The sequence below is a fragment of the Rhodococcus sp. S3 genome (assembly GCF_058211795.1).
Genome location: NZ_CM177074.1, coordinates 2,931,465 through 2,955,166 on the forward strand (window position 1 = coordinate 2,931,465; position 23,702 = coordinate 2,955,166).

Consider the following 23,702-nt stretch of genomic DNA (forward strand, 5'->3'; position numbering starts at 1 on the left):
AATGTTCGACACTCTTGTGCCCGAGTCCCAGCGACGCAGCCTGACGGAACTCGACGAGCGTCTGGATCTGTCGGTCGGTGATCGGCAGGCGAAGCGGTCGGCGTTCTGGACGATGCTCACCCTCTCGGCGGTCATCGCTGTGGCGGGGGTGGTCAGTGATTCGACGGCCACCGTGATCGGGGCGATGATCGTCGCGCCGTTGTCCACCCCGATCCTGGGGGTCGGCCTGGGGATCGCGGTCGGACGCGGTGTGTTGATCGCGCGCAGCGTCGCCCGGATCCTCGGCGGCATCGTCCTGGTTGTCCTCCTCGGGGTCGTCTTCGCCCAGGTGCTCGCGAACCCGGGCAATGTCCTGTCGAACTCGCAGGTCCTCGGTCGCACGTCGCCGACGTTGATGGATCTGACGGCGGCCATGGCGACAGGACTGGTCGGGGCGATCGCGGTGACACGCCGCGACGTCGGGGACGTCCTGCCCGGGGTCGCGATCGCGATCTCGCTGGTGCCTCCGCTCGCGGTGGTCGGTGTCTGCCTCGGCTCCGGCGCACCGACACTCGCGCTCGGCGCCTTCGTGCTGTTCGCATCCAACGTGGTCGCGCTGATCATCACGGCCACAGCGGTTCTCGTCGCCGCAGGTTACTCCCGGGAGGCGGCGGAGACCGTCCGCCCCCGGTGGCGACGGGCCTACGCCGTCCTCGCGGTGGCACTGGTCGTCGTCGCGGTGCCGATGGTCGTCAATTCGATGGCGTCGTTGTGGGCACGGCAGATCTCCGCGCAGGCCACGCGGTGGCTCGACGGGACACCCGACGCGGAGGTCACCGGGGTGGACTGGCACGGCACCACGGTGGTCGTCTCCGTGCTCGGCCCGGCCGAGCTACCACCCCTGGACGAGCTCGACGCCGCGGTCGATGCGGTCCTGCCCTGGGATCCCACCCTGCAGCTCGTCCATACCGTGGGCGCGAACATCGAACGGGTCGAACCGGAGTGAGCGAATGGTCAGGGAGTGACGATCGCGAAGTCCGGGTCGGGTTCGTCCAGCACGCTCACCAGCGTCGCAAGTACGCCGTCCACCCCGTCGACGGTGATGCTGCCGTCCGCCACGAGCGGCGTCGGGTCGGCGCCGCCGAGCAGCACCGCGACGAGCAGCGATCGGGTCAGCGTGATGGTGGTGTCCGGCGCGGGCAACGAGCCGTCGGTGTCGAAGTGCACCAGGAGCCCGTTTCGCAGTTGAGTGCGATGCACGATGTTCTCGTCGGTGAGGTTCCAGTCGATCGTCAACGTCGTCGACCATGCCCGCGGACCGTCCACACGCAGTGCGAGCGCGTCGAAGAGCTGCTCGATCGAGAGCGCACCGACGATGTCCGGGGCGGCGGTGACGGTCGGCGTGCCGATCGCACCGTGGCGGAGTTCGTAGGCGCCCATGAGGAAGAAGTTCCGCCAGGTGCCGTTCTCGGAACCGAAGCCGAGTCGTTCGAGCGCGTCCGCCTGCAGCGCCTTGGCCTGCGCGTTGTCGGGGTCCGCGAAGATCACGTAGTTCAGCACCTGCGCGACCCACCGGAAGTCGCCGTCCTCGAACGAGCGGCGGGCCTTCTCCAGGACCTGATCGGCGCCGCCCATGAACTCGATGTGCCGCTTCGCCGATTCGACGGGAGGGTGCTCCCACAGGTGGGCGGGATTGCCGTCGAACCAGCCCATGTACCGCTGGTAGACGGCTTTGACGTTGTGACTGACACTGCCGTAGTAGCCGCGCGTGTGCCACACCTTCTCGATCGCCGGTGGCAGTTCGATCGACTCGGCGATCTCGATTCCGGTGGCCCCTTTGTTGATCGCCCTCAGCGTCTGATCGTGCAGATAGCCGTACAGGTCGCGTTGGAGGGACAGATACTCCGTCAGGCGCTCGGTGTCCCAGGTCGGCCAGTGGTGCGAGGCGAACAGCACGTCGGAGCGGTACGCGAACCGGTTGATCGACTCGGTCAGATACTGCGACCACACGTGCGGATCCCGCACGAGCGCCCCGCGCAGCGTCAGCAGATTGTGCAGGGTGTGGGTGGCGTTCTCCGCCATGCACAGGGCCCGCAACTGTGGGAAGTAGAAGTTCATCTCCGCCGGGGCCTCGGTGCCCGGTGTCATCTGGAACTCGATCTCGACCCCGTCGACCGTCTCCGTTTGCCCCGTGTGCTCGATGTCGATCGTCGGAGCGATCAGGGTCGGCGTTCCGGTCGAGGTCGTCGGTCCCAATCCCGCACCGACGGCACCGCGAGGACCTCGTGGCAACGCCGCTCCGTACATGTAGGCAGCGCGGCGTCCCATCGCCGTGCCCGCGTACACGTTCTCTGCGACGGCGTGCTCGACGAAGCCGGCCGGTGCCAGGACCGGGCATCGCCCGGCTGCGACGTCCTCGACCGTCGTGACACCCTTGACGCCACCGAAGTGATCGATGTGGCTGTGGGTGTAGATCACCGCGGTGACCGGGCGGTCACCGCGATGCGCCCGATACAGCGCGAGACCCGCCGCAGCGGTCTCCGCGGAGATCAGTGGATCGATGACGATCACGCCGGTATCGCCCTCGACGAGCGTCATGTTCGACAGGTCCAGACCGCGCACCTGGTAGATACGCTCCGTGACCTCGAACAATCCCTGCCGCGCGCAGAGTCGCGACTGCCGCCAGAGGCTCGGATTCACCGTCGGAGGGCAGTCGTCGTCGAGGAATGCGTACGAATCGCTGTCCCACACGACGTGGCCATCGGTGTTCCTCACGATCCCGGGTTCGAGAGCCGCGATGAAACCGCGATCGACGTCGTCGAAATCCTGGACGTCCGAGAAGGGCAGTGATCGATCCACCTGCGTGTTCCGGACTGCGGCGGGCATGTCGGCCGATGGGTCGGACATCGCGATCCTTCCGGGTGATCTGCGGGACCCGGCACAGCAGGGAGTGTCGAGTTCGTGATTTCCGTTCCTGTCCTCGACTGTATTTCCGTACGCGCTCCCGGATCACGGCTTCCGTCCAGATCGATCGGCGGTAGCGAGACCTCCCGGAGTTCGAAAATCGGACAACAATTCTCGTTTCGGCCGGAAATCGGGCGTCCGGACTTGGCGATACGACCCGGCATCGCGTATTAGTTGTGTCGCGTCATAAACCTGTGACGGGGGTCATGGTTTGACGCACATGTCGACGGGGCAGCAGGGGGCCTCGTCACGAACTGCCCGGCGATCCGGGCGGAGGAAATGTGCCGATGCGTCCACCCATGTCGCCCACCGATTCGATGTTTCTCCTCGGGGAGTCCCGCGATCATCCGATGCATGTGGGCGGACTGATCCTTCTCCGGCCACGCGAAGGCACGACCGCCGCGGATCTGGGGGCACTGTTCACCGCTGCCGCGGAGGACGGCGAGGTCGCGCCGCTGTGGCGCAAGCGCGCGGTCCGTTCCCTGGGCACCTTCGGTCAGTGGGCCTGGGAGGAGGATGCGAACTTCGACCTGAGCTACCACGTACGACGCAACGCGTTGCCGCAGCCCGGCGGGCTCGACGAACTCTGGGATCTCGTCTCCCGGCTGCACAGCACGCTGCTCGATCGGAGCCGGCCGCTGTGGCAGATGCACGTGATCGAAGGTCTCGCGGACGGCAGGCTCGCCGTCTACACCAAGATCCACCACGCCCTCGCCGACGGTGTCGGCGCCATGAAGTTGCTGCGCCGCGCCCTGAGCCCGGACTCCGAACGGACCGGCATGCCGGCACCGTGGGCACCCTTCGACGCGCCGAGCCGCTCCCACTCCTCCGGGACCGCGCTCGATCTTCCCGAGGCCGCGATGCAGGCGGTGCGGACGGCGACGGCCGACGTCACCGGCTTCGTGCCTGCACTGGCCGGCACCGTGAACAGGGCGCTGCGCGGCGGAGGCGGATCACTGTCGCTGGCCGCACCGAACACCGTGATCAACGTGCCCATCTCGGGGACGCGCCGGTTCGCCGCCCGCTCGTGGCCGCTGGCCCGCCTGCGTGCCGTCGCGAGAGCGGCCGACGCGACCGTCAACGATGTCGTTCTGGCCATGTCGTCGGGAGCACTGCGCGCCTTCCTGATCGAGCAGGAGGCGTTGCCCGACAAGTCGCTCGTGGCCATGGTCCCGGTGTGCCTGCGACCCGACAAGGATTGCGCCGGAAACGAACTCGGTGTCCTGATGGCGGACATGGGCACGGATCTCGCCGATCCGGCCGACCGGCTGGCCAGGGTGTCGGCATCGACGACGGAGGGCAAGGCCTCCATGCAGGGGATGTCCTCCCTGTCCCGGCTGGCGGCCAGTGCACTCGGCGTCGCGCCGCTGGCGGTGGGGATCCTCACGCGCAATCGCGCGCTTCCGCGACCACCCTTCAACGTCATCGTCTCGAACGTGCCGGGTTCGCCGGATCCGTTGTACTGGAACGGTGCTCGTGTGGATGCTGTGTATCCGCTGTCCGTACCCGTCGACGGTCAGGCACTGAACATCACGTGCACGAGCACCGACGACGCCATCGCTTTCGGGCTCACCTCGTGCAGTCGCAGCCTGCCGCAACTGCAGCCCCTGCTCGATCACTTCGACGCGGCCCTCGACGCGCTCGAGGACGCCTTCGACATCGTGCCGGTCACCGACGGGGCATCCGTCCGTGCGGGCTGACGCCGCGGGGTAGCCGCCAGGCACTCGTGTGCCCGAGTCGGACAACTCCCCCAGGAATCGCCGTTCTCGTGTGAGAAGGCACTCTGCCGGAGCACTATCGACCGATAGCGGTGTGCCCCACGGGAAGCGTGGATTCCGACACAGGAACTCGCGTCCCACTCCTCGCGGAGAGTAGGTCCGAATGCAGAAGCTGACGCCGTTCTACGAGAAGGTCCAGACCCACTACGACCTGTCCGACGACTTCTTCGAACTGTTCCTCGACCCCACGCGCACGTACAGTTGCGCCTACTTCGAGCGCGACGACATGAGCCTCGAGGAGGCCCAGATCGCAAAGGTCGATCTTGCTCTCCGCAAGTGCGATCTCCGGCCCGGAATGACCTTGTTGGACATCGGCTGCGGGTGGGGCTCGACGATGATGCGGGCGGCTGAGCGATACGACGTGCACGTCATCGGTCTGACGTTGAGCCGCAACCAGTACGAACACGTGTCCGGTCTGCTCTCGGCGATGTCGTCCGGTGGCCGTACCGCGGAGGTTCGCCTGCAGGGCTGGGAGGAGTTCGACGAGCCGGTGGACCGCATCGTCAGCATCGGAGCGTTCGAGCATTTCCGCCGACAGCGGTACGACACCTTCTTCGAACGCGCCTCCCGCATCCTGCCCGCCGACGACCGGATGCTGCTGCACACCATCGTCGGGCATTCCCGTGCCCAGCTCGAGGCGATGAAGGTGACGGTCACCCGCGAGGACGCTCTGTTCCTGCGGTTCATCATGAGGGAGATCTTCCCCGGAGGGCAGCTCCCCGACCGGGACCTGGTCATCACCGGCGCACAGCCGAAACAGTTTCTGGGTGCAGAACATCGAGTCCTTGCAGCCCCACTACGCCCACACACTCGATCTGTGGGCGCAGGCCCTCGAGGCACGTCGCGACGACGCGGTCCGGATGGCCTCCGAGGAGGTCTACCAGCGATACATCCGGTATCTGACCGGTTGCGCCGCGAACTTCCGACGGCGTCTCATCGACGTCCAGCAGTTCACGCTCGTGAAGCAGCGACCCCGATGATGAGGACCTGCACCAGTTCGTCGCGAGCAGGAGCTCGTCACAGGTGGGACCGGGGACGGAACGAATCCGGCGAGGCGGCACGCCAGTCCGCCGCCCACGTCGACGGCGGATCTGCCGGCAGTTCGCCCGGAGCGAGCCACTCGTAGAGCTCCGTGTAGGAGCGGACGACGGTGGGCGACAACTTCTTCCGGAGCATGTCCGTCGTGAGTCCGCTCGGTTCACCGACGCCCATCGACGCCATGAGTTGCATCGCCTGCCGCACCGTGCTCGCGTGGTACCGCTGCACCCGTAAGGCCTTGTCCGCCACATCGAGCGCCCGTGCTCGTTTCGGATCCTGGGTCGTCACGCCGACCGGGCACCTGTTCGTGTGACACCGCTGCGCCTGGATGCATCCGAGCGCCATCATCATCGCCCGCGCCGAGTTGGTGTAGTCCGCACCTTGGATCAGCCGCTTCACCATGTCGTTTCCGGTCGCGACCTTGCCGCTCGCGCCGATCCTGATCCGGTCGCGCAATCCGGTACCCACAAGTGCGTTGTGGACGGTCATCAGTCCGTCGGTGAGCGGCAGACCCACGTTGTCCTCGTATTCGAGGGGTGCTGCGGCGGTGCCACCCTCCGCTCCGTCGACGATGACGAAATCGGGGGTCGTCCCTTCGGCGAGCATGGCCTTGCAGATCGCGAGCACGTCGATGCGGGATCCGACACAGAGCTTGAAACCGACGGGCTTCCCTCCGGACAGCTCGCGGAGACCGGCGAGGAAACGGACCAGTTCGCGCGGCGTGGTGAAGACCGTGTGCGCTGCGGGACTGATGCATTTCTCGTGGGCCGGCACACCTCGATAGCGTGCGATCTCCTCGCTCACCTTCGCTGCCGGGAGAACACCGCCCACGCCCGGCTTCGCACCCTGACTGAGTTTGAGGGAGATCGCCTTGACGTGGTCGTGGGCCGACTTGTCGGCGAATTCCGTCGGGTCGAATCTGCCGTCGCGGTCGCGCGTCCCGAAGTAGCCGGATCCGATCTCCCAGACCAGGTCGCCGCCGCCCTCGAGGTGATACGGCGTCAGGCCACCCTCTCCGGTGTCGTGGGCGAACCCGCCTCGAGCCGCTCCACGGTTCAACGCCCGGATCGCGTTGGCGGACAGCGCACCGAAACTCATCGACGAGACGTTCAGCAGCGACATCGAGTACGGCCGCGTGCAGTCGGGTCCTCCGATGCTCACCCGCGGCGGTTCGTCGGGTTCGGGCACCGGCGCGGTCGAGTGCACGAGGTATTCGTAGCCGACCTCGTAGATGTCACGTTCGGTGCCGAACGACAGTTCGCCGTGGATGCCCTTGGCGCGTTCGTAGACGACGGTGCGCACGTCCCTGTCGAAGGGTCGTCCGTCGAAGTTCCGCTCGACGAAGTACTGCTGCAATTCCGGCCGTACGCTCTCGAGCAGATATCGCATGTGGCCGAGCACCGGATAGTTGCGCAGCACCGAATGCCGGCGCTGCACGAGATCGTAGATTCCGACCAGCAGCAGGAACGTCAGGAGGACGACCAGCACCCACCAGACCCACCCTCCGACGGCGGCGATCACGCCGACCAGAACCAGGGTCAGGCCCAGGAAACCGACGAGGAAGAACCGCAGCACGGTTCACCTTCTCTCCGCCTACCCGGCGGGACACACATGTCGGACAGCGGCGACCACACTCGCCGCCCGACCGGCAGATCAGTGGGAACCGCGGCGCTTCTGCTGCAACTTGGCGAGCATCTCCTTGGCCTTGCGCTGGTTCTCCGGCTTGGCCGCCTCACGTCGGACGATCTGGATCGCCTTCACCGCGGCGGCGCTCTTCATCACCTTGCCGAACATTCCCATCGAGCACTCCTCCGCGTGTCGTTCCGAACCGTACTTCCACGATACGGACGCGCGGAAACACCGACGAGCAGCCGCTGCCGGCGGCACGGGCAGTCCCCGTGGAACTGCCCGTGCGCGCAACTCAGTTCGCCGCGTCGGCGATGCGACTGTTCGGCAGCTTCCAGCCCGGCCGTGGGAAGTGGCAGGTGTACCCGTTCGGGTAGCGCTGGAGATAATCCTGGTGCTCGGGTTCGGCCTCCCAGAAGGTGCTCGCGGGAGTCACCTCGGTGACCACCGTGCCGGGCCACAGACCGGACGCCTCGACGTCGGTGATGGTGTCCACCGCGACCTGCTTCTGCTCGTCGTCGAGGTAGAAGATCGCAGAGCGGTAGGACGCCCCGACGTCGTTGCCCTGCCGGTTCAGGGTGGTCGGATCGTGGATCTGGAAGAAGAACTCGAGCAGCGCCCGGTAGTCGGTCCGTGCGGGGTCGTAGACGATCTCGACGGACTCCGCGTGCCCCGGATGGTTGCGGTAGGTGGGGTGATCGTTCTGCCCACCGGTGTAGCCGACCCGCGTCGACACCACCCCGGGCTGCCTCCGGATCAGCTCCTCCATACCCCAGAAGCATCCGCCTGCCAGAATCGCCTTGCGTGTATCGGTCATTACGCCTCCTCGGGAGGTGGAACCGAGACGAGGGTCGCGGCATTCCCGGCCCGCGCCCGCTCGTGGTCAGAGCACGAACACCGCCGCCCGCTCGGCGAGGTCGAGGACGGGTTGCGGCAGGATGCCGAGCAGCACCGTCGCCACCGCCGCGAACGCGATCGCCGCGCTCGTCGCCACGGTCGAGGTCGCGAGCCGCGGGGCGTCGTCGGTCGGGTCGGTGAAGAACATCAGCACGATCACCCGCACGTAGAAGTAGGCGGCGACCGCACTGACCAGCACACCGACGATCACGAGCGGAGCCGCACCGCCCTCGATCGCCGCACCGAAGACCGCGAACTTCGCGATGAACCCGCTGGTGAGCGGAATGCCCGCCAGCGACAGCAGGAACAGCGCGAACGCCCCGCCGAGCAACGGTGAGCGCCGCCCGACACCGGCCCAGCGCGACAGCTCCCACGCCTCGCCGTCCGGGTCGCGCACCAGCGTCACCACGGCGAACACACCGACCGTCCCGATCCCGTAGACGAGCAGATAGAACAGCGTCGACGACACCCCGGAGGCGGTGCCGGCCACGACACCGGTGAGCACGAATCCGGTATGGCTGATCGCCGAGTACGCGAGCATGCGCTTGATGTCGTTCTGCGTCACCGCCAGAACCGCACCGACGATCATCGTCGCGATCGCGACGGCCCACAGGATCGGGCGCCACTGGTCGGCGGAACCGGGGACCGCGACGTAGAGCACGCGCAGCAGTGCGCCGAATGCGGCGATCTTCGTCGCGGCGGCCATGAACGCCGTCACGGGCGTCGGCGCACCCTGGTAGACGTCCGGTGTCCACGAATGGAAGGGCACCGCCCCGATCTTGAAGAGCAACCCGACGGCCAGCAGACCCACCCCGACGAGCGCGGTGGTCTCGTTGCTCGCACCGGTGTCGATGGCCAGGTCGATCCCGCCGAGGTGGACGGTCCCGGCGTAGCCGTAGAGCATCGCCACTCCGTACAGGAAGAACGCCGACGAGAACGCGCCCAGCAGGAAGTACTTCAGCGCTGCTTCCTGGGAGAGCAAGCGGCGGCGCCGCGCCAGACCGCACAGTAGGTACAGCGGCAGCGACAGCACTTCGAGCGCGACGAACATCGTCAGCAGGTCGTTCGAGGCCGGGAACACGAGCATCCCGCCCACCGCGAACAGCAGGAGCGGGAAGACCTCGGTCCGTGCGCCACCCGCCGCGAGCGCCTGCCGCTCGGCGGCGGTGCCCGGGATCGCCGACGCCTGGGGTGCGAACGCGTCGAGATGCGCACCGACCGCGGCGCGGGACACCGATTGCGTGCGAACCTGTTCGATACTCCGTTCCGCGACGAGCGCGACCGACAGCAACGCCATGATCAGGACCGACCCCTGCAGGAACAGCGCGGGACCGTCGATCACGACCGCCCCCGACAGGGTGGTCGCGCGGGTTCCCGCGAGCATCACCACGGCGACGATGGCCGCCACCAGCGCGACCGTCGTCAGGACCACGTGGGCGAGATAGCGTGCCGAGGCCGGCACGAAGGACTCGACCAGCACACCGACGACGGCCGCGGCGAAGACGATGAGGATCGGTGCGATCAGTCCGTAGTCGATCGCCGGGGCGGGAAGGGACGCGGCAAGAACGGCGATACCCTCAGAGGAGTTCATTCGGCTTCACCTTCCTCGGAACCGCGTGTGGGAACACCACTCTCGGCGACGGGACGCTCGGCGGGCACCACCGGTTCGGGCCGGGAGATGTCGATCGAGACGAGCGTGTCGTCGACCGCGGGGGTGATGACGTCGAGCGCGGGTTTCGGATAGATCCCCAGGACGAGCAGCAGGGCGATCAGCGGCGCGACCACCGCGACCTCACGAGGCACGAGATCGGAGAGCCTGCGGGTGTGGTCGGCACCGTCGGCACTGTCGTTCCCGTCGTCACCGTCGTCCCCGCCGGGCAGGCGCACGGGCCCGCCCATCATGCGTTGGTAGAGCCACAGCACGTAGAGCGCGGACAGCACGAGCGCGAGCGTCGCGATCACCGCCGCGACCTGGTAGCGCGGATAGGTGCCGACGAAGACGAGGAACTCGCTGACGAACGGTGCGAGTCCGGGCAGGGACAGGGTCGCCAGTCCGGCGACGAGGAAGGTCCCGGCGAGGACCGGGGCGACCTTCTGCACCCCGCCGTAGGCCGCAATGGTGCGGTCGCCGCGCCGCGAGACGAGGAAACCTGCGATGAGGAACAGTGCGGCCGTGGAGATCCCGTGGTTGACCATGTACAGGGTCGAACCGGCCTGCCCCTGCGCGGTCAGGGCGAAGATGCCGAGGACGATGAACCCGAAGTGCGAGATGGACGTGTAGGCGATCAGGCGCATCATGTCGGTCTGACCGATCGCGAGCACGGCGCCGTAGACGATGCCGATGACAGCCAGGGCCACCACGACCGGCGCGAAGGTCACCGAGGCGTCGGGGAAGAGCTGCAGGCAGTACCGCAGCATGCCGAAGGTGCCGACCTTGTCGACCACGGCCATCATGAGCACCGCCGCGACCGGCGTGGTCCGCACCGCCGCGTCGGGCAGCCAGCCGTGCAGCGGCCACAGCGGGGCCTTCACCGCGAAGGCGACGAGAAAGCCGAAACACAGTGCGCCGAGCACGGCGGGGGTCGCGTCGAGATCCCCCGAGACGGCGGCCGCGGTGACGGTGCGGACGTCGAAGGTGCCCACTCCCGCCGTCTCCCCCAGCCCGGATCGGGCGGTGACCACGTACAGGCCGATCAACGCGGCGAGCATCACCAGGCCACCGAGCAGGTTGTACAGCAGGAACTTCACGGCGGCGCGGGCCCGGTCGGCGCGCGGTGTCCCCGGCGAACCGAACCCGCCGATGAGGAAGTACATCGGGACGAGCATCGCTTCGAAGAAGACGTAGAACAGCAGGATGTCGAGGGAGGTGAACGACACGAGCACCATCGACTCGACGAGCAGGATCAGTGCCACATAGGTGTGCGCGGAACGCGGGCGGGCCGCGCCGGCCTCCTCGTCGGCGGCGCGGTGATCGTGCCACCCGGCGGCCAGGAGCAACGGCACGAGCGCGGCGGTCAACAGGACCAGCACCAGCGCGATGCCGTCGACGCCGAGCCGGTAGCCGGCGCCGAACGAGGGGATCCAGTCGTGCGATTCGACGAACTGGAAACGCTCTCCCCCGCGGTCGAATCCGACGGCGACGATCACCGCGACCACCAGAACGGCGATCGACACCGCCAGGGCGATCGAGCGAACGGCGGAACCGAGGCGAGCGGGCAGAGCCGCGATCACGGCGGCGCCGAGCAGCGGGAGCACCCACAGGATCGTCAACCAGGGAACGGTGGTCACCAGTACACCCCCATCACAGCGTCACCAGGACGAGCGCACCGACCACGACGGTCGCGCCGGCGAACATGTACAACGCGTACGAGCGGACGAAGCCGGTCTGCAGCCGGCGCAGTCCGCGCGAGAGCGCACCGATCCCGGTGGCGGCACCGGTGACCGAGCCGTCGATGCCGGTGGACTCCACGGCGTCGAGCGCACGCACGAGGCCTTGACCGGGACGCATGAACACCGCTTCGTTCACGGCGTCGCCGTAGAGGTCGCGGCGTGCGGCGACGGTCAGCGCAGACACTGCTTCGGGTGCCGTCTCCGGGACCGGTGCGCGCACGTACTGCCGGTAGGCGACGGCGACACCGGCGAGCACGACCGCCAGCGTGACGATGGTGACCAGCCAGACGGGCAGACCGGCTTCGTGATGGTCGTAGCCGACGACGGGTTCGAGCCAGTGCTGCAACGCGCCACCGAGCACCAGCAGACCGCCGGCACCGACCGAGCCCACGGCGAGGGCGATCATCGGCCAGGTCATCGAGGCCGGCGACTCGTGCGGGGTGGCGTCGGCCGCCCATCGCCGGTCGCCGAAGAAGGTCAGGATCATCACGCGGGTCATGTAGAAGGCAGTCAGCCCCGCACCGAGCAGCGCGACGCCACCGAGCACGATGCCTTCGACACCGCCGGCCGCGAAGGCCACCTCGATGATCTTGTCCTTGGAGAAGAACCCGGCGAACGGCGGGATCCCGATGATCGCGAGATACCCCAGCCCGAAGGTGGCGAAGGTGATCGGCATGACCGCGCACAGTCCGCCGTAGCGGCGCATGTCGGTCTCGTCGTTCATCGCGTGCATCACCGAGCCGGCACCGAGGAACAGTCCGGCCTTGAAGAAGCCATGGGTGAGCAGGTGCAGGATCGCGAAGGCGTACCCGGCGGGCCCGAGCCCGGCGGCGAGCACCATGTAGCCGATCTGGCTCATCGTCGACGCCGCGAGCGCCTTCTTGATGTCGTCCTTGGCGCAGCCGATGATCGCGCCGAAGAGCAAGGTCGCGGCGCCGACGATCACCACCGCGAGTCGCGCGGCCGGTGCGGCGTCGAAGATCGCGTTCGCGCGGACGACGAGGTACACACCGGCGGTGACCATCGTGGCGGCGTGGATGAGCGCGGAGACCGGGGTGGGGCCCTCCATGGCGTCGCCGAGCCACGACTGCAGTGGCAGCTGGGCGGATTTCGCGCACGCGGCCAGGAGCAGGCACAGGCCGATCGCGGTCACGGTGCCCTCGCTCGCCGCGGGCACCGCGGCGAAGACCGTGTCGTAGTCGAGGCTGCCGAAGGTCGCGAACATGATCATCAGGGCGACGAGCAGCCCCATGTCGCCGACGCGGTTGACGACGAACGCCTTCTTCGCGGCGGTCGCGGCGGTGGGCTTGTACTGCCAGAAACCGATGAGCAGGTACGAGGCGAGACCGACGCCCTCCCATCCGAGATACAGGACGAGGAAGTTGTCGGCGAGGACGAGCACCAGCATCGCCGCGAGGAACAGGTTGAGATAGGCGAAGAACTTCCGGCGCTCCGGATCGTGCGCCATGTAGCCGACCGAATAGAGGTGGATCAGCGAACCCACGCCGGTGATGAGCAGTACGAAGCAGATCGACAGCGCGTCGAGCCGGAGTCCGAGATCGACCTGCAGTTCTCCGACCGGCACCCAGGTGAACACGGTCTGCTGGGCCAGCCGATCGCGCGCGTCGAGTCCGAGCAGTCCGGCGAACATGACGGCGCCGAGGACGAACGAGGCGATCGCCGTGGCACATCCGAGCAGATGTCCCCAGCGGTCGCTGCGACGCCCGAGGAGCAGCAGAACGAACGCGCCGGCCAGGGGCAGTGCCGGTATCGTCCACAGCGCCGAGTTCAGGAACGAAGTCATGCCGCGTGTCCTCTCGGTTCGTCGTGGGCTCTCACACTCACCGTCCTCGTGGGGTCGTCAGTACTTGAGCAGGTCGGCGTTGTCGACGGAGGCGGATCGCCTCGTCCGGAAGATGGTCACGATGATCGCGAGGCCGACGACGACCTCGGCGGCCGCGACGACCATCGTGAAGAAGGCGAACACCTGTCCGTGGAGATTGCCGTGCATGCGCGCGAAGGTGACGAAGGCCAGGTTGGCGGCGTTGAGCATCAACTCGACGCACATGAACACGACGATGGCGTTGCGGCGCAGGAGAACTCCCACCGCACCGATGGTGAACAGCAGTGCCGACAGGTAGAGGTAGTTCTCGGGGTTCATCGCCGATCCTTCCTCGCGTCGTCGCCGGGTTCACGCAGGCCGAGTTCGGTGTGGTCCCAGTCGCGTCCGATGCGGCCGAGCAACTCGCCGACCGACAGTTCGGAGAACGATCCGTCCGGGAGCAGGGCCGGGACGTCGGCGGCGTTGTGGCGGGCATAGACACCCGCGGCCGGCAGCGGTGTGACCCGCTCCCCTTCGCGGAACCGGCGTGCGGCGAGTTCGCGTTGGGTCTGCCTCGGCTGCAGACGTTCCCGGTGGGCGAGCACCATCGCACCGACGGTGGCGGTGATGAGCAGGGCTCCGGTGAGTTCGAACGCCCAGACGTAGTCGATGAACAGCAGCACCGCCAGGCCCTCGACGTTGCCGCCGGCGTTGGCCGCGTCGAGTCCCGCGAAGCCGGAGACCGCGGTGTTCCCGATGCCACCGATGAGCATAGCCGCGAAGCCGATCGCCACGACGATCGCGAGAACGCGCTGTCCCTTGATGGTTTCGACGAGGGAGTCGGCGGAGTCGATTCCGACGAGCATGAGCACGAACAGGAACAGCATCATCACGGCACCGGTGTAGACGACGACCTGCACCACACCGAGGAACAATGCGTCCTGCGCGATGTAGAAGACGGCGAGCACGATCATCGTCATGGCGAGGAACAGCGCCGAGTACACGGCTTTCGGTGCGATGACGACGCCGAGCGCCCCGAGTACCGCGACGGCGCCGAGGATCCAGAACTGCACGGCCTCCCCGGTGGAGGTCGTGGTGAGTTCGGCGGCGAGCAGGGCGGTGGTCACCGGCGTTCCTCCCCGTCGGCGGCGGACGCGTGTTCCGGGACGGGGATCGTGCCCCGGTAGTAGTCCTCGTCGGTGGCGCCGGGTGCCATGGGATGCGGCGGTGGCTGCATCCCGGGTTCGAGGGGGGCGAGCAGGCGGTCCTTCTCGTAGATCATGTCGGTACGGTTGTCGGCGGCCATCTCGTACTCGTTCGTCATCGTCAGCGCGCGGGTCGGGCACGCCTCGATGCACAGTCCGCAGCCGATGCACCGCAGGTAGTTGATCTGGTAGACGCGCCCGTACCGTTCGCCGGGCGAGTACCGCTCCTCGTCGGTGTTGTCGGCGCCCTCGACGTGGATGGCGTCGGCCGGGCACGCCCACGCGCACAGTTCGCAGCCGATGCACTTCTCGAGTCCGTCCGGATACCGGTTGAGCTGGTGGCGTCCGTGATAGCGGGGTGCGGTGGGTCTCTTCTGCTCCGGATACTGCTCGGTGTTGGGCTTCTTGAACATCGTCGTGAGCGTCACACCGAAACCGGCGAGCGGGCCGCGGAATTCGACCATCACGATCCTCCTGGGAGACGACCCGCCGGGGCGGGCGGACTCGATCGGGTGCTCGACCGAGCAGGTAGTGGCGGCACGGGGAAGCCCCCGGCCATGGCGTCGAATTCCTCGTCGACGTCGGCGGGTGGTTCCGTCGCCTGTGCGATGCGCCGGGTCCGCCGCCCCTGCAGGGTGAGGTAGGCGAACAGCAGGGCGGTGGACAGCACCCCGGCGACGATGAGGCTCGCGGTGCCGGGCAGGACGTCGTCGGTGTCGAGGATGCGCAGCGCGGCCACGATCATCACCCACACCACCGAGACGGGGATGAGCAGTTTCCAGCCCAGGGCCATGAACTGGTCGTAGCGCAGTCGCGGCAGGGTGCTGCGCAGCCACACGAAGACGAACAGCACGACCCACACCTTGATCACGAACCACAGCAGCGGCCACCAGCCCGAGTTCGCGCCGCTCCACAGCGTCAGCGGCCACGGCGCGTGCCAGCCGCCGAGGAACAGGGTGGTCGCGAGCGCGGAGACGGTGACCATGTTGACGTACTCCGCGAGCATGAACATCGCGAATCGCAGCGACGAGTACTCGGTGTGGAATCCGCCCACCAGTTCACCCTCGGCCTCGGGCAGGTCGAAGGGCGCGCGGTTGGTCTCCCCCACCATCGACACCGAGTACACCAGGAAGGACGGCAGTAGCAGCACGACGAACCACAGGTCGTTCTGCGCGGCGACGATGCCCGAGGTCGACATCGTGCCCGCCTGCAGGAAGACCGCGGCGAACGCGAGTCCCATCGCGATCTCGTAGGAGATGACCTGCGCGGTCGAGCGGAGACCACCGAGCAGCGGATAGGTCGAACCGGAGGCCCAGCCGGCGAGCACGATCCCGTAGACGCCGACGGAGGTGATCGCCAGGACGTAGAGCACCGCGACGGGAAGATCGGTGAGCTGCAACGGCGTCCGGTTCCCGAGGATCGACACCTCCGGCCCGAAGGGAACGACCGCGAACGCCATGAACGCCGGAGCCGTCGCGATGATCGGGGCGAGCATGTAGATCGGCTTGTCCACCCCGGTCGGGATGATGCCTTCCTTGAGCGCGAGTTTCAGGCCGTCGGCGACGGTCTGGAACAGTCCCTTCGGTCCCACCCGGTCGGGTCCGACCCGCATCTGCATCCAGGCCATGATCTTGCGTTCGGCGAGGATCATCACGAGGGTGGTCAGGACGAGGAACGCGAAGATGGCCACGGCCTTGACGACGACGAGCCACCACGGGTCGATGCCGAACATCGACAGGTCCACGGGCTGCTGGGCGGTGACGCTCATCGCGGATCCTCCTCGGCCGATCCGGAACCCGTCGTGGCGGCCCGGATCCGCACCACATCACCGGCGGTGACACCGAGATCGCCGTGCACCATCGATCCCGGGGAGGCGGTGGGCAGCCAGACGACACGGTCGGGCAGGTCGTCGACCACCAGCGGCAGCGTGATCGAGCCGCGCTCGGTGGAGACCGTGAGCGAATGATGGTCGGCGGCGCCGATCTCCGCGGCCGTCGCGGCCGACAGACGGGCGACGGGTTCGTGCGCCGTTCCGGCGAGGTGCGGTTCGTCGTCCTGCAACCGGCCCGCGTCGAGGAGCATCCGCCAGGTGGCGAGGACCGCTTCCCCGAGAACGGGACGTCGCGGAGGCCGCGGGGACACTCCCGGCGACTCGGGGACGGTGCCCGTCCATCGTCCGAGTTCCGCGAGTTCGTGGCGCAGGGTCTCGACGTCGTGGGGACCGGGATCGTCGAGGCCTCCGTCGAGGTCCATCGCGTCGGCGATCGCCGCGAGCACCCGGTGGTCGGGCAGTGCTCCGGTGTCGCGGAGGGCGATCGGGAAGGCACGTTCGCGCCCCTCCCAGTCGAGGAAGCTCCCGGCCTTCTCGACCACCGGCGCGACGGGGAAGACGACGTCGGCGCGGTCGGTCACCGCGCTGCGTCGCACTTCCAGACTCACGACGAAGCCGGCACCGTCGAGACCCGCGAGTGCGGCATCGGGGTCGGGCAGGTCGGCGGGGGCGACGCCGGCGACCACGAGCGCAGCCACATCACCTTCGGCGGCCGCGGCGAGGATGGCGTCGGTGTCGCGGCCCGGCTCCGACGGCAGGGTGTCGGCCGGTAGACCCCACGCCGACTCGACGTCGCGCCGGGCCTGCGGATCGCCGATCGGGCGACCGCCGGGCAGCAGGGTCGGGAAGGCGCCGGCTTCGAGTGCTCCGCGATCACCGGCGCGGCGGGGGATCCACGCGAGGCGGGCTCCGGTCTCGTCGGCGAGGGCCGCAGCGGCGGACAGCGTGCCGGGCGATGCTGCGGCCCGCTCCCCCACCAGCACGATCGCACCGGGAGTCCCGAGCGCCGCCGCGGCGTCGGCGGATGCGCCGGTGCGGATCGCGTCGAGCGCGCGTGCCTCGTCGCCCGGGACGCAATGCTCGACCCGGCCCGACAGCTTGTGGACACCGCGCGAGGCGAACGGTGCGATCGTGAAGACCTGCAGCCTGTTCCGCCGGACCGCCTTGCGCAGCCGCAGGAAGACGATCGGCGACTCCTCCTCCGGCTCGAATCCGACGAGGAGCACCGCCGGCGCGCGGTCGAGGTCGCGGTAGGTGACGTCGAGGCGCCGCCCGGCGACCCGCGAGGCGAGGAAGTCCGTCTCCTCCTCCGACAGGGCTCGACTGCGGAAGTCGATGTCGTTGGTGCCGAGCGCCGTTCGCGCGAACTTCGCGTACGCGTAGGCGTCCTCGACGGTGAGCCGGCCACCGGTGAGGACCCCGGCCCTACCGCGCGCCGCAGCCAAGCCGCGGGCGGCGACGCCGAGCGCCTCGATCCACGATGCGGGAACGAGCGCTCCGGTGTCGTCGCGGACGAGCGGCGTCGTGAGGCGGTCGTCGGCGGTGGCATAGGTGAACGCCCACCGCCCCTTGTCGCAGTTCCATTCCTCGTTGACCTCGGGGTCGTCCCCGGCGAGGCGGCGCAGCACGACTCCGCGACGGTGGTCGGTGCGTTGGGCGCAGCCGCTCGCGCAGTGTTCGCACACACTCGGTGTGGAGACCAGATCGAACGGGCGGGCGCGGAACCGGTAGGCGGCGCCGGTGAGCGCACCGACCGGGCAGATCTGGACGGTGTTGCCGGAGAAGTACGACTCGAACGGTTCCTCGGTGTAGATGCCGACCTGCTGCAGCGCCCCGCGGTCGAGCATGTCGACGAACCGGTCGCCCGCGACCTGGTCGGCGAAGCGGGTGCAGCGCGCGCACAGCACGCAGCGTTCGCGGTCGAGGAGCACCTGCGAGGAGATCGCGATGGGTTTCGGGTAGGTGCGTTTGGTGTCCTCGAAACGGGATTCTGCGCGTCCGTTGGACATCGCCTGGTTCTGCAACGGGCACTCTCCGCCCTTGTCGCACACCGGGCAGTCGAGCGGATGGTTGATGAGCAGCAGTTCCATCACGCCGCGCTGGGCCTTGTCGGCCACCGGCGAGGTGAACTGGGTGCGCACGACCATCCCGTCGGTGACCACCGAGGTGCACGAGGCGAGCGGTTTGCGCTGGCCCTCGACCTCGACGAGGCACTGGCGGCACGCACCGACCGGTTCGAGCAGCGGGTGGTCGCAGAACCGCGGGATCTGGACCCCGATCAGTTCGGCGGCGCGGATCACGAGAGTGCCCTTGGGCACGGCGATCTCGGTGTCGTCGATAGTGACGTTCACGAGGTCGGTGGTCTCGGATTTCTCCGCTCCGGCACCGGACACTGCGGTCATCGCTCGCCTCCTTCCGCGGGGGTGTCGGCGGCGAGCGTCGACAGGTGCGGGTCGAACGGGCAGCCGCCGTGCTCGAAGTGGGCGACGTATTCGTCGCGGAAGTACTTCAGCGACGATGTGATCGGGCTGGTCGCGCCGTCCCCGAGCGCGCAGAACGCCCGGCCGAGGATGTTGTCGGAGATGTCGAGCAGCTTCTCCAGGTCGGCTTCGGTGCCCCGGCCGTGTTCGAGCCGCTCGAGGATCTGCACGAGCCACCAGGTGCCCTCGCGACACGGGGTGCATTTGCCGCACGATTCGTGGGCGTAGAACTCGGTCCAGCGCAGCACCGTGCGGACGACGCAGGTGGTCTCGTCGAAGATCTGCAGGGCCCGGGTCCCGAGCATCGACCCGGCGGCGGCGACGTTCTCGTAGTCCAGGGGGACGTCGAGGTGTTCGTCGGTGAAGATCGGGGTCGACGAGCCACCGGGTGTCCAGAACTTGAGCCGGTGGCCGGCGCGCACACCTCCGGCGTAGCCGAGCAGCTCGCGCAGGGTGATGCCGAGCGGGGCCTCGTACTGGCCGGGGGTGGTGACGTGCCCGGAGAGCGAGAACATCGCGAAGCCCGGTGATTTCTCGGTGCCCATCGAGCGGTACCAGTCCACACCGTTGCGGATGACGAGCGGGACGTTCGCGATGGATTCGACGTTGTTGACCACGGTCGGGCACGCGTACAGGCCGGCGACGGCGGGAAAGGGTGGGCGCAGCCGTGGTTGGCCGCGCCGGCCCTCGAGGGAGTCGAGCAGCGCCGTCTCCTCACCGCAGATGTACGCGCCCGCACCGGCGTGGACGACGAGTTCGAGGTCGTATCCGGAGCCGAGGATGTCGCGTCCGAGATAACCGGCCTCGTAGGCCTCCGCGACCGCGGCGTGCAGACGCCGCAGGACCGGGACGGCTTCTCCTCGCAGGTAGACGAACGCGTGCCGGGCGCGGATCGCGTAGGCGGCGATGATCACGCCTTCGACGAGGGCGTGCGGGGTGGCCAGCATGAACGGGATGTCCTTGCAGGTGCCCGGCTCGGATTCGTCGGCGTTGACGACGAGATAGTGCGGCTTGTCGTCGCCCTGCGGGATGAAGGACCACTTGGTTCCGGTGGAGAATCCGGCGCCGCCGCGGCCGCGGATCCCGGAGTCCTTCACCGCGGCGATGACCGCATCCGGATCCGTGCCGAGCGCGATGGGCAAGGCCTCGTATCCGCCGTGCCGCCGATAGGCGTCGAGGGTCCACGCCTGTTCCTCGTCCCAGTAACGGGTGAGCACGGGGGTCAGACCCGTCGGTGATTTCCCGAGGGCGACGACGGCCTCGTCCTTCTCCGGTGGTTCCGGTGCCCGCATGTCGTGCTTGCGGGCGACCTCGAGCCCGGCGAGGGAGGCCGGACCGGCGGTACCGGCGGCCTCGAGCGCACCGGGCCGGTCGTCGGGGATGCCCGCGAGCAGGCGCGCGGTGTCGCGGAAGTTGCGCAGCGGGGCGCCGCGCGTCGGTGCGGGTGTGCCGCCGGCGAGCAGGTCGTCGACGAGTTCGATCGCGGAGTCGACGGTGCGGTTGTCGAACAGTTCCCAGTCGACGGTCATCACCGGGGCGTAGTCGCACGCCGCGTTGCATTCGATGTGTTCGAGAGTGATTGCGCCGTCGGCGGTGGTCTCGTCGTGTCCGATGCCGAGCCGGGTGCACAGGGCGGAGAAGATCTCGTCGCCGCCCATCGTCGCGCACAGCGCGTTCGTGCACACTCCCACGTGGTGGCGGCCGGTCGGCGAGCGGCGGTACATGGTGTAGAAGGTCGAGACGGCGGCGACCTCGGCGCCGGTGAGCCCGAGCCGCCGGGCGCAGAACTCGATGCCGGCCGGCGTGATGTACCCGTCCTCCGCCTGCACGAGGTGCAGCAGCGGCAGCAGCGCCGATCGGGGCTGCGGGTAGCGCGCGACGATCCGGTCGGCGTCGGCGTCGAGGCGGGCACGCACGTCGTGGGGATAGCGGCGCGGTGCGTCGGGTGGGGTGAGATAGGTGTCCTCGTCGGGTCGCGGCCCGAGCGGGACGAGGACGGGTTCGCGTCCGGCCGGTTCGGTCATCGGCACGGCGGCGGAGGTCTCGCTCGTGGCCGCGGTGCCGGTGGTCTCCGCACCCGCGGCGCGCACGAATTCGGTGCTCATCGGTCCACTCCCCCCATCACCGGGTCGATGCTGGCGACGGCGGCGATCACGTCGGAGACCATGCCGCCTTCGCACATCGCCGCGACGGCCTGCAGATTCGTGAACGACGGGTCGCGGTAGTGCACGCGGTAGGGGCGTGTGCCGCCGTCGCTGACCATGTGGACGCCGAGCTCGCCGCGTGGCGATTCGACGCCGATGTAGACCTGTCCCGCCGGGACGCGGATGCCCTCGGTGACGAGCTTGAAGTGGTGGATCAGGCCCTCCATCGACTCGCCCATGATGTGACGGATGTGGTCGGGCGAGTTGCCGAGTCCGTCCGGTCCGAGCTGCAGTTTCGACGGCCAGGCGATCTTGCCGTCCTGCACCATCACCGGTCCGGGACGGAGCCGGTCGAGGCACTGTTCGACGATCTTCAACGATTCGCGCATCTCCCCGATCCGGACGAGATAACGCGCGTAGCAGTCGGATCCCTCGGCGGTGACGACGTCGAACTCGTAGGTCTCGTACCCGCAGTAGGGTTCGGCTCGGCGCAGGTCGTAGGGCAGGCCCGTGGATCGCAGGATCGGTCCGGTGACGCCGAGGGCCATGCAGCCGGTGAGATCGAGGCAGCCGATGTCGCGGGTGCGTGAGATGAAGATGGGGTTGTCTGTGAACAGGGCCTCGAGGTCGGCGAGGCGGCCGGGCAGCAGGGCGAGCAGGTCGCGGATCATCGGCACGGCCTCGTCGGGCAGGTCCTGGGACAGTCCGCCGGGCCGGATGTAGGAGTGGTTCATCCGCAGTCCGGTGATCGTCTCGAAGACGTCGAGGATCAGTTCGCGTTCGCGGAAGCCGAACAGCATGGGCGTGGTCGCACCGAGTTCCATGCCGCCGGTGGCCAGCGCCACCAGGTGCGAGGAGATGCGGTTGAGTTCCATGAGCATCACCCGCACGACCTGCGCGCGGTCGGGGACGAGATCCTCGATGCCGAGCAGTTTCTCGACGCCGAGGCAGTAGGCCGTCTCGTTGTGGAACGGGGCGAGGTAGTCCATGCGGGTGACGAAGGTGACGCCCTGGGTCCAGTTGCGGAATTCGAGGTTCTTCTCGATCCCGGTGTGGAGATAGCCGATTCCGCAGCGGGCCTCGGTGACGGTCTCGCCGTCGATCTCGAGGATCAGGCGCAGTACTCCGTGGGTGGACGGGTGCTGGGGTCCCATGTTGACGACGATGTGGTCCTCACCGCTGTCGCGTACGGCAGCGGTGATGTCGTCCCAGTCGCGTCCGACGGCGTCGAAGACGGTCTCGGTCGCGGGTTCGCTCGTCACGTGTACGCCCTCCGTTCGTCGGGTGGCGGGATCCGGGCGCCCTTGTACTCCACCGGGATTCCGCCGAGAGGGTAGTCCTTGCGTTGGGGATGTCCGCGCCAGTCGTCGGGCATCTCGATGCGGGTGAGCGCGGGGTGCCCGTCGAAGACGATCCCGAAGAAGTCGTAGGTCTCGCGCTCGTGCCAGTCGTTCGTCGGGTAGATGCGGTAGAGCGACGGGACGTGCGGGTCGCTGTCGGGGATCGCGACCTCGAGCCGCATCCGGCGGTTGTGGGTGATCGAGACGAGCGGATACACCGCGTGCAGTTCGCGTCCCGACTCCTGCGGGTAGTGCACCCCACTGACCCCGAGGCACAGCTCGAAGCGCAGATCCGCATGGTCGCGCAGGGTGCGGGCCACGAGCGGCAGATGGTCGCGGCGGACGAAGACGGTCAGCTGGTGGCGGTGCACGACGACCTTCTCGACCGCCTGCACGTAACCCACCCCGGTGTCGCCGGACCGTTCGTCGAGGACGTCCTCGAGCGTGTCGACGAGCTCGTCGAGGTATCCGCCGTAGGGACGTTCGGTGCTGCCGGGCAGCGATACCCGGCGCACGAGTCGGCCGTAGCCGCTGGTGTCGCCGGATCCGCGCACGCCGAACATGCCGCGCCGCACGGCGATCACCTCGTCGGTGCGGTCGTCGTGGTCGGATCCTGTCCGTTGGAGATCGGTCATCGCGGCGGCACCGTCAGTTCGATGAGGGGGCGTTGGGCCAGGGCCGCTTCCTCCGCGGCGCGGATCGCCTCCGCCCGGTTCACACCGAGGGGCATCTGCGCGATCTTCTCGTGCAGGGTGAGGATGGCGTGCAGGAGCATCTCGGGTCGGGGCGGGCAGCCCGGGAGATAGATGTCGACGGGGACGACGTGGTCGACCCCCTGGACGATCGCGTAGTTGTTGAACATCCCGCCCGAGGAGGCGCACACGCCCATCGCCAGCACCCACTTCGGTTCGACCATCTGGTCGTAGACGCGGCGCAGCGCGGGGGCCATCTTCTGGCTGACGCGACCGGCGACGATCATCACGTCGGCCTGTCGTGGCGAGGCCCGGAAGGCCTCCATGCCGAAGCGGGCGATGTCGTAGCGGCCGCCTGCGGTGGCCATCATCTCGATGGCGCAGCACGCGAGCCCGAAGGACGCCGGCCACAGCGAGCCCTTGCGCGCGAAACCGGCGAGGGTCTCGACGGTGCTGAGCAGGAAACCGCTGGGAACCTTCTCCTCGATGCCCATGCCCGTCACTTCCCCCGGACCC

18 protein-coding genes and 1 pseudogene are annotated in these 23,702 nt (G+C 68.3%); 3 read left to right on the top strand and 16 right to left on the bottom strand.

The genetic code is table 11. From position 1 onward, the window contains the following. Position 1: 1 nt before the first annotated feature. Complete coding sequence (locus AC0LPE_RS13700; RefSeq protein WP_016696076.1) at positions 2–985, top strand: TIGR00341 family protein; 984 nt, start codon at positions 2–4, stop codon at positions 983–985. Positions 986–993: 8 nt separating this feature from the next. On the opposite strand, the gene AC0LPE_RS13705 is transcribed toward AC0LPE_RS13700, so the two are convergent. Then, positions 994–2,886, bottom strand: coding sequence for an alkyl sulfatase dimerization domain-containing protein (locus AC0LPE_RS13705; RefSeq protein ID WP_160875890.1), 1,893 nt, complete (start codon positions 2,884–2,886; stop codon positions 994–996). Positions 2,887–3,230: 344 nt separating this feature from the next. Between AC0LPE_RS13705 and AC0LPE_RS13710 the strand changes: the two genes are divergently transcribed. After that, complete coding sequence (locus AC0LPE_RS13710) at positions 3,231–4,643, top strand: WS/DGAT/MGAT family O-acyltransferase (RefSeq protein WP_253250087.1); 1,413 nt, start codon at positions 3,231–3,233, stop codon at positions 4,641–4,643. 181 nt (positions 4,644–4,824) lie between these two features. Further along, a pseudogene (locus AC0LPE_RS13715) lies at positions 4,825–5,701 on the top strand (cyclopropane mycolic acid synthase family methyltransferase). Between the two features lie 37 nt (positions 5,702–5,738). Here AC0LPE_RS13715 and AC0LPE_RS13720 read toward each other — a convergent pair. The 15 genes from AC0LPE_RS13720 to AC0LPE_RS13790 form a co-directional block, all read right to left on the bottom strand. Continuing rightward, on the bottom strand, positions 5,739–7,334 hold the full coding sequence (locus AC0LPE_RS13720) for an FMN-binding glutamate synthase family protein (protein WP_490604673.1): 1,596 nt from the start codon (positions 7,332–7,334) through the stop codon (positions 5,739–5,741). 78 nt (positions 7,335–7,412) lie between these two features. After that, positions 7,413–7,559: a hypothetical protein gene (locus AC0LPE_RS13725; protein WP_172414966.1), complete on the bottom strand. Its 147-nt coding sequence runs from the start codon at positions 7,557–7,559 to the stop codon at positions 7,413–7,415. Between the two features lie 121 nt (positions 7,560–7,680). After that, positions 7,681–8,202, bottom strand: coding sequence for a peptide-methionine (S)-S-oxide reductase MsrA (gene msrA / locus AC0LPE_RS13730; RefSeq protein WP_016696069.1), 522 nt, complete (start codon positions 8,200–8,202; stop codon positions 7,681–7,683). 66 nt (positions 8,203–8,268) lie between these two features. Next, positions 8,269–9,873, bottom strand: a complete 1,605-nt coding sequence (nuoN, locus tag AC0LPE_RS13735) for an NADH-quinone oxidoreductase subunit NuoN (RefSeq protein WP_229564999.1) — start codon at positions 9,871–9,873, stop codon at positions 8,269–8,271. Continuing rightward, positions 9,870–11,570, bottom strand: coding sequence for an NADH-quinone oxidoreductase subunit M (locus AC0LPE_RS13740; protein WP_160875884.1), 1,701 nt, complete (start codon positions 11,568–11,570; stop codon positions 9,870–9,872). The genes nuoN and AC0LPE_RS13740 overlap by 4 nt, the downstream gene beginning before the upstream one ends. A gap of 13 nt (positions 11,571–11,583) precedes the next feature. Further along, positions 11,584–13,476: an NADH-quinone oxidoreductase subunit L gene (gene nuoL / locus AC0LPE_RS13745; protein WP_229565001.1), complete on the bottom strand. Its 1,893-nt coding sequence runs from the start codon at positions 13,474–13,476 to the stop codon at positions 11,584–11,586. A 57-nt stretch (positions 13,477–13,533) separates the two neighbouring features. Further along, positions 13,534–13,833 (bottom strand): NADH-quinone oxidoreductase subunit NuoK, encoded by a 300-nt coding sequence (gene nuoK, locus AC0LPE_RS13750; protein ID WP_006554035.1) that lies wholly within the window; start codon positions 13,831–13,833, stop codon positions 13,534–13,536. Beyond that, positions 13,830–14,621, bottom strand: coding sequence for an NADH-quinone oxidoreductase subunit J (locus AC0LPE_RS13755; protein WP_229565002.1), 792 nt, complete (start codon positions 14,619–14,621; stop codon positions 13,830–13,832). The genes nuoK and AC0LPE_RS13755 overlap by 4 nt, the downstream gene beginning before the upstream one ends. Then, complete coding sequence (gene nuoI / locus AC0LPE_RS13760; RefSeq protein WP_016696064.1) at positions 14,618–15,163, bottom strand: NADH-quinone oxidoreductase subunit NuoI; 546 nt, start codon at positions 15,161–15,163, stop codon at positions 14,618–14,620. The genes AC0LPE_RS13755 and nuoI overlap by 4 nt, the downstream gene beginning before the upstream one ends. Then, positions 15,163–16,467, bottom strand: a complete 1,305-nt coding sequence (gene nuoH, locus AC0LPE_RS13765) for an NADH-quinone oxidoreductase subunit NuoH (protein ID WP_160875881.1) — start codon at positions 16,465–16,467, stop codon at positions 15,163–15,165. The genes nuoI and nuoH overlap by 1 nt, the downstream gene beginning before the upstream one ends. Next, the gene (locus tag AC0LPE_RS13770) at positions 16,464–18,932 is read right to left on the bottom strand and encodes an NADH-quinone oxidoreductase subunit G (protein WP_490604674.1); all 2,469 of its coding nucleotides are present in this window, start codon (positions 18,930–18,932) and stop codon (positions 16,464–16,466) included. The genes nuoH and AC0LPE_RS13770 overlap by 4 nt, the downstream gene beginning before the upstream one ends. Next, the gene (nuoF, locus tag AC0LPE_RS13775; RefSeq protein WP_490604675.1) at positions 18,929–21,115 is read right to left on the bottom strand and encodes an NADH-quinone oxidoreductase subunit NuoF; all 2,187 of its coding nucleotides are present in this window, start codon (positions 21,113–21,115) and stop codon (positions 18,929–18,931) included. The genes AC0LPE_RS13770 and nuoF overlap by 4 nt, the downstream gene beginning before the upstream one ends. Continuing rightward, positions 21,112–22,416 (bottom strand): NADH-quinone oxidoreductase subunit D, encoded by a 1,305-nt coding sequence (locus AC0LPE_RS13780; RefSeq protein ID WP_088898406.1) that lies wholly within the window; start codon positions 22,414–22,416, stop codon positions 21,112–21,114. Before AC0LPE_RS13780 ends, nuoF begins: the two co-directional genes overlap by 4 nt. Then, on the bottom strand, positions 22,413–23,129 hold the full coding sequence (locus AC0LPE_RS13785) for an NADH-quinone oxidoreductase subunit C (RefSeq protein WP_160875876.1): 717 nt from the start codon (positions 23,127–23,129) through the stop codon (positions 22,413–22,415). The genes AC0LPE_RS13780 and AC0LPE_RS13785 overlap by 4 nt, the downstream gene beginning before the upstream one ends. Next, positions 23,126–23,680 carry a NuoB/complex I 20 kDa subunit family protein gene (locus AC0LPE_RS13790; RefSeq protein ID WP_059381031.1) on the bottom strand — a complete coding sequence of 185 codons (555 nt, stop codon included), beginning with the start codon at positions 23,678–23,680 and terminating at the stop codon, positions 23,126–23,128. Before AC0LPE_RS13790 ends, AC0LPE_RS13785 begins: the two co-directional genes overlap by 4 nt. Positions 23,681–23,702: the final 22 nt, after the last annotated feature.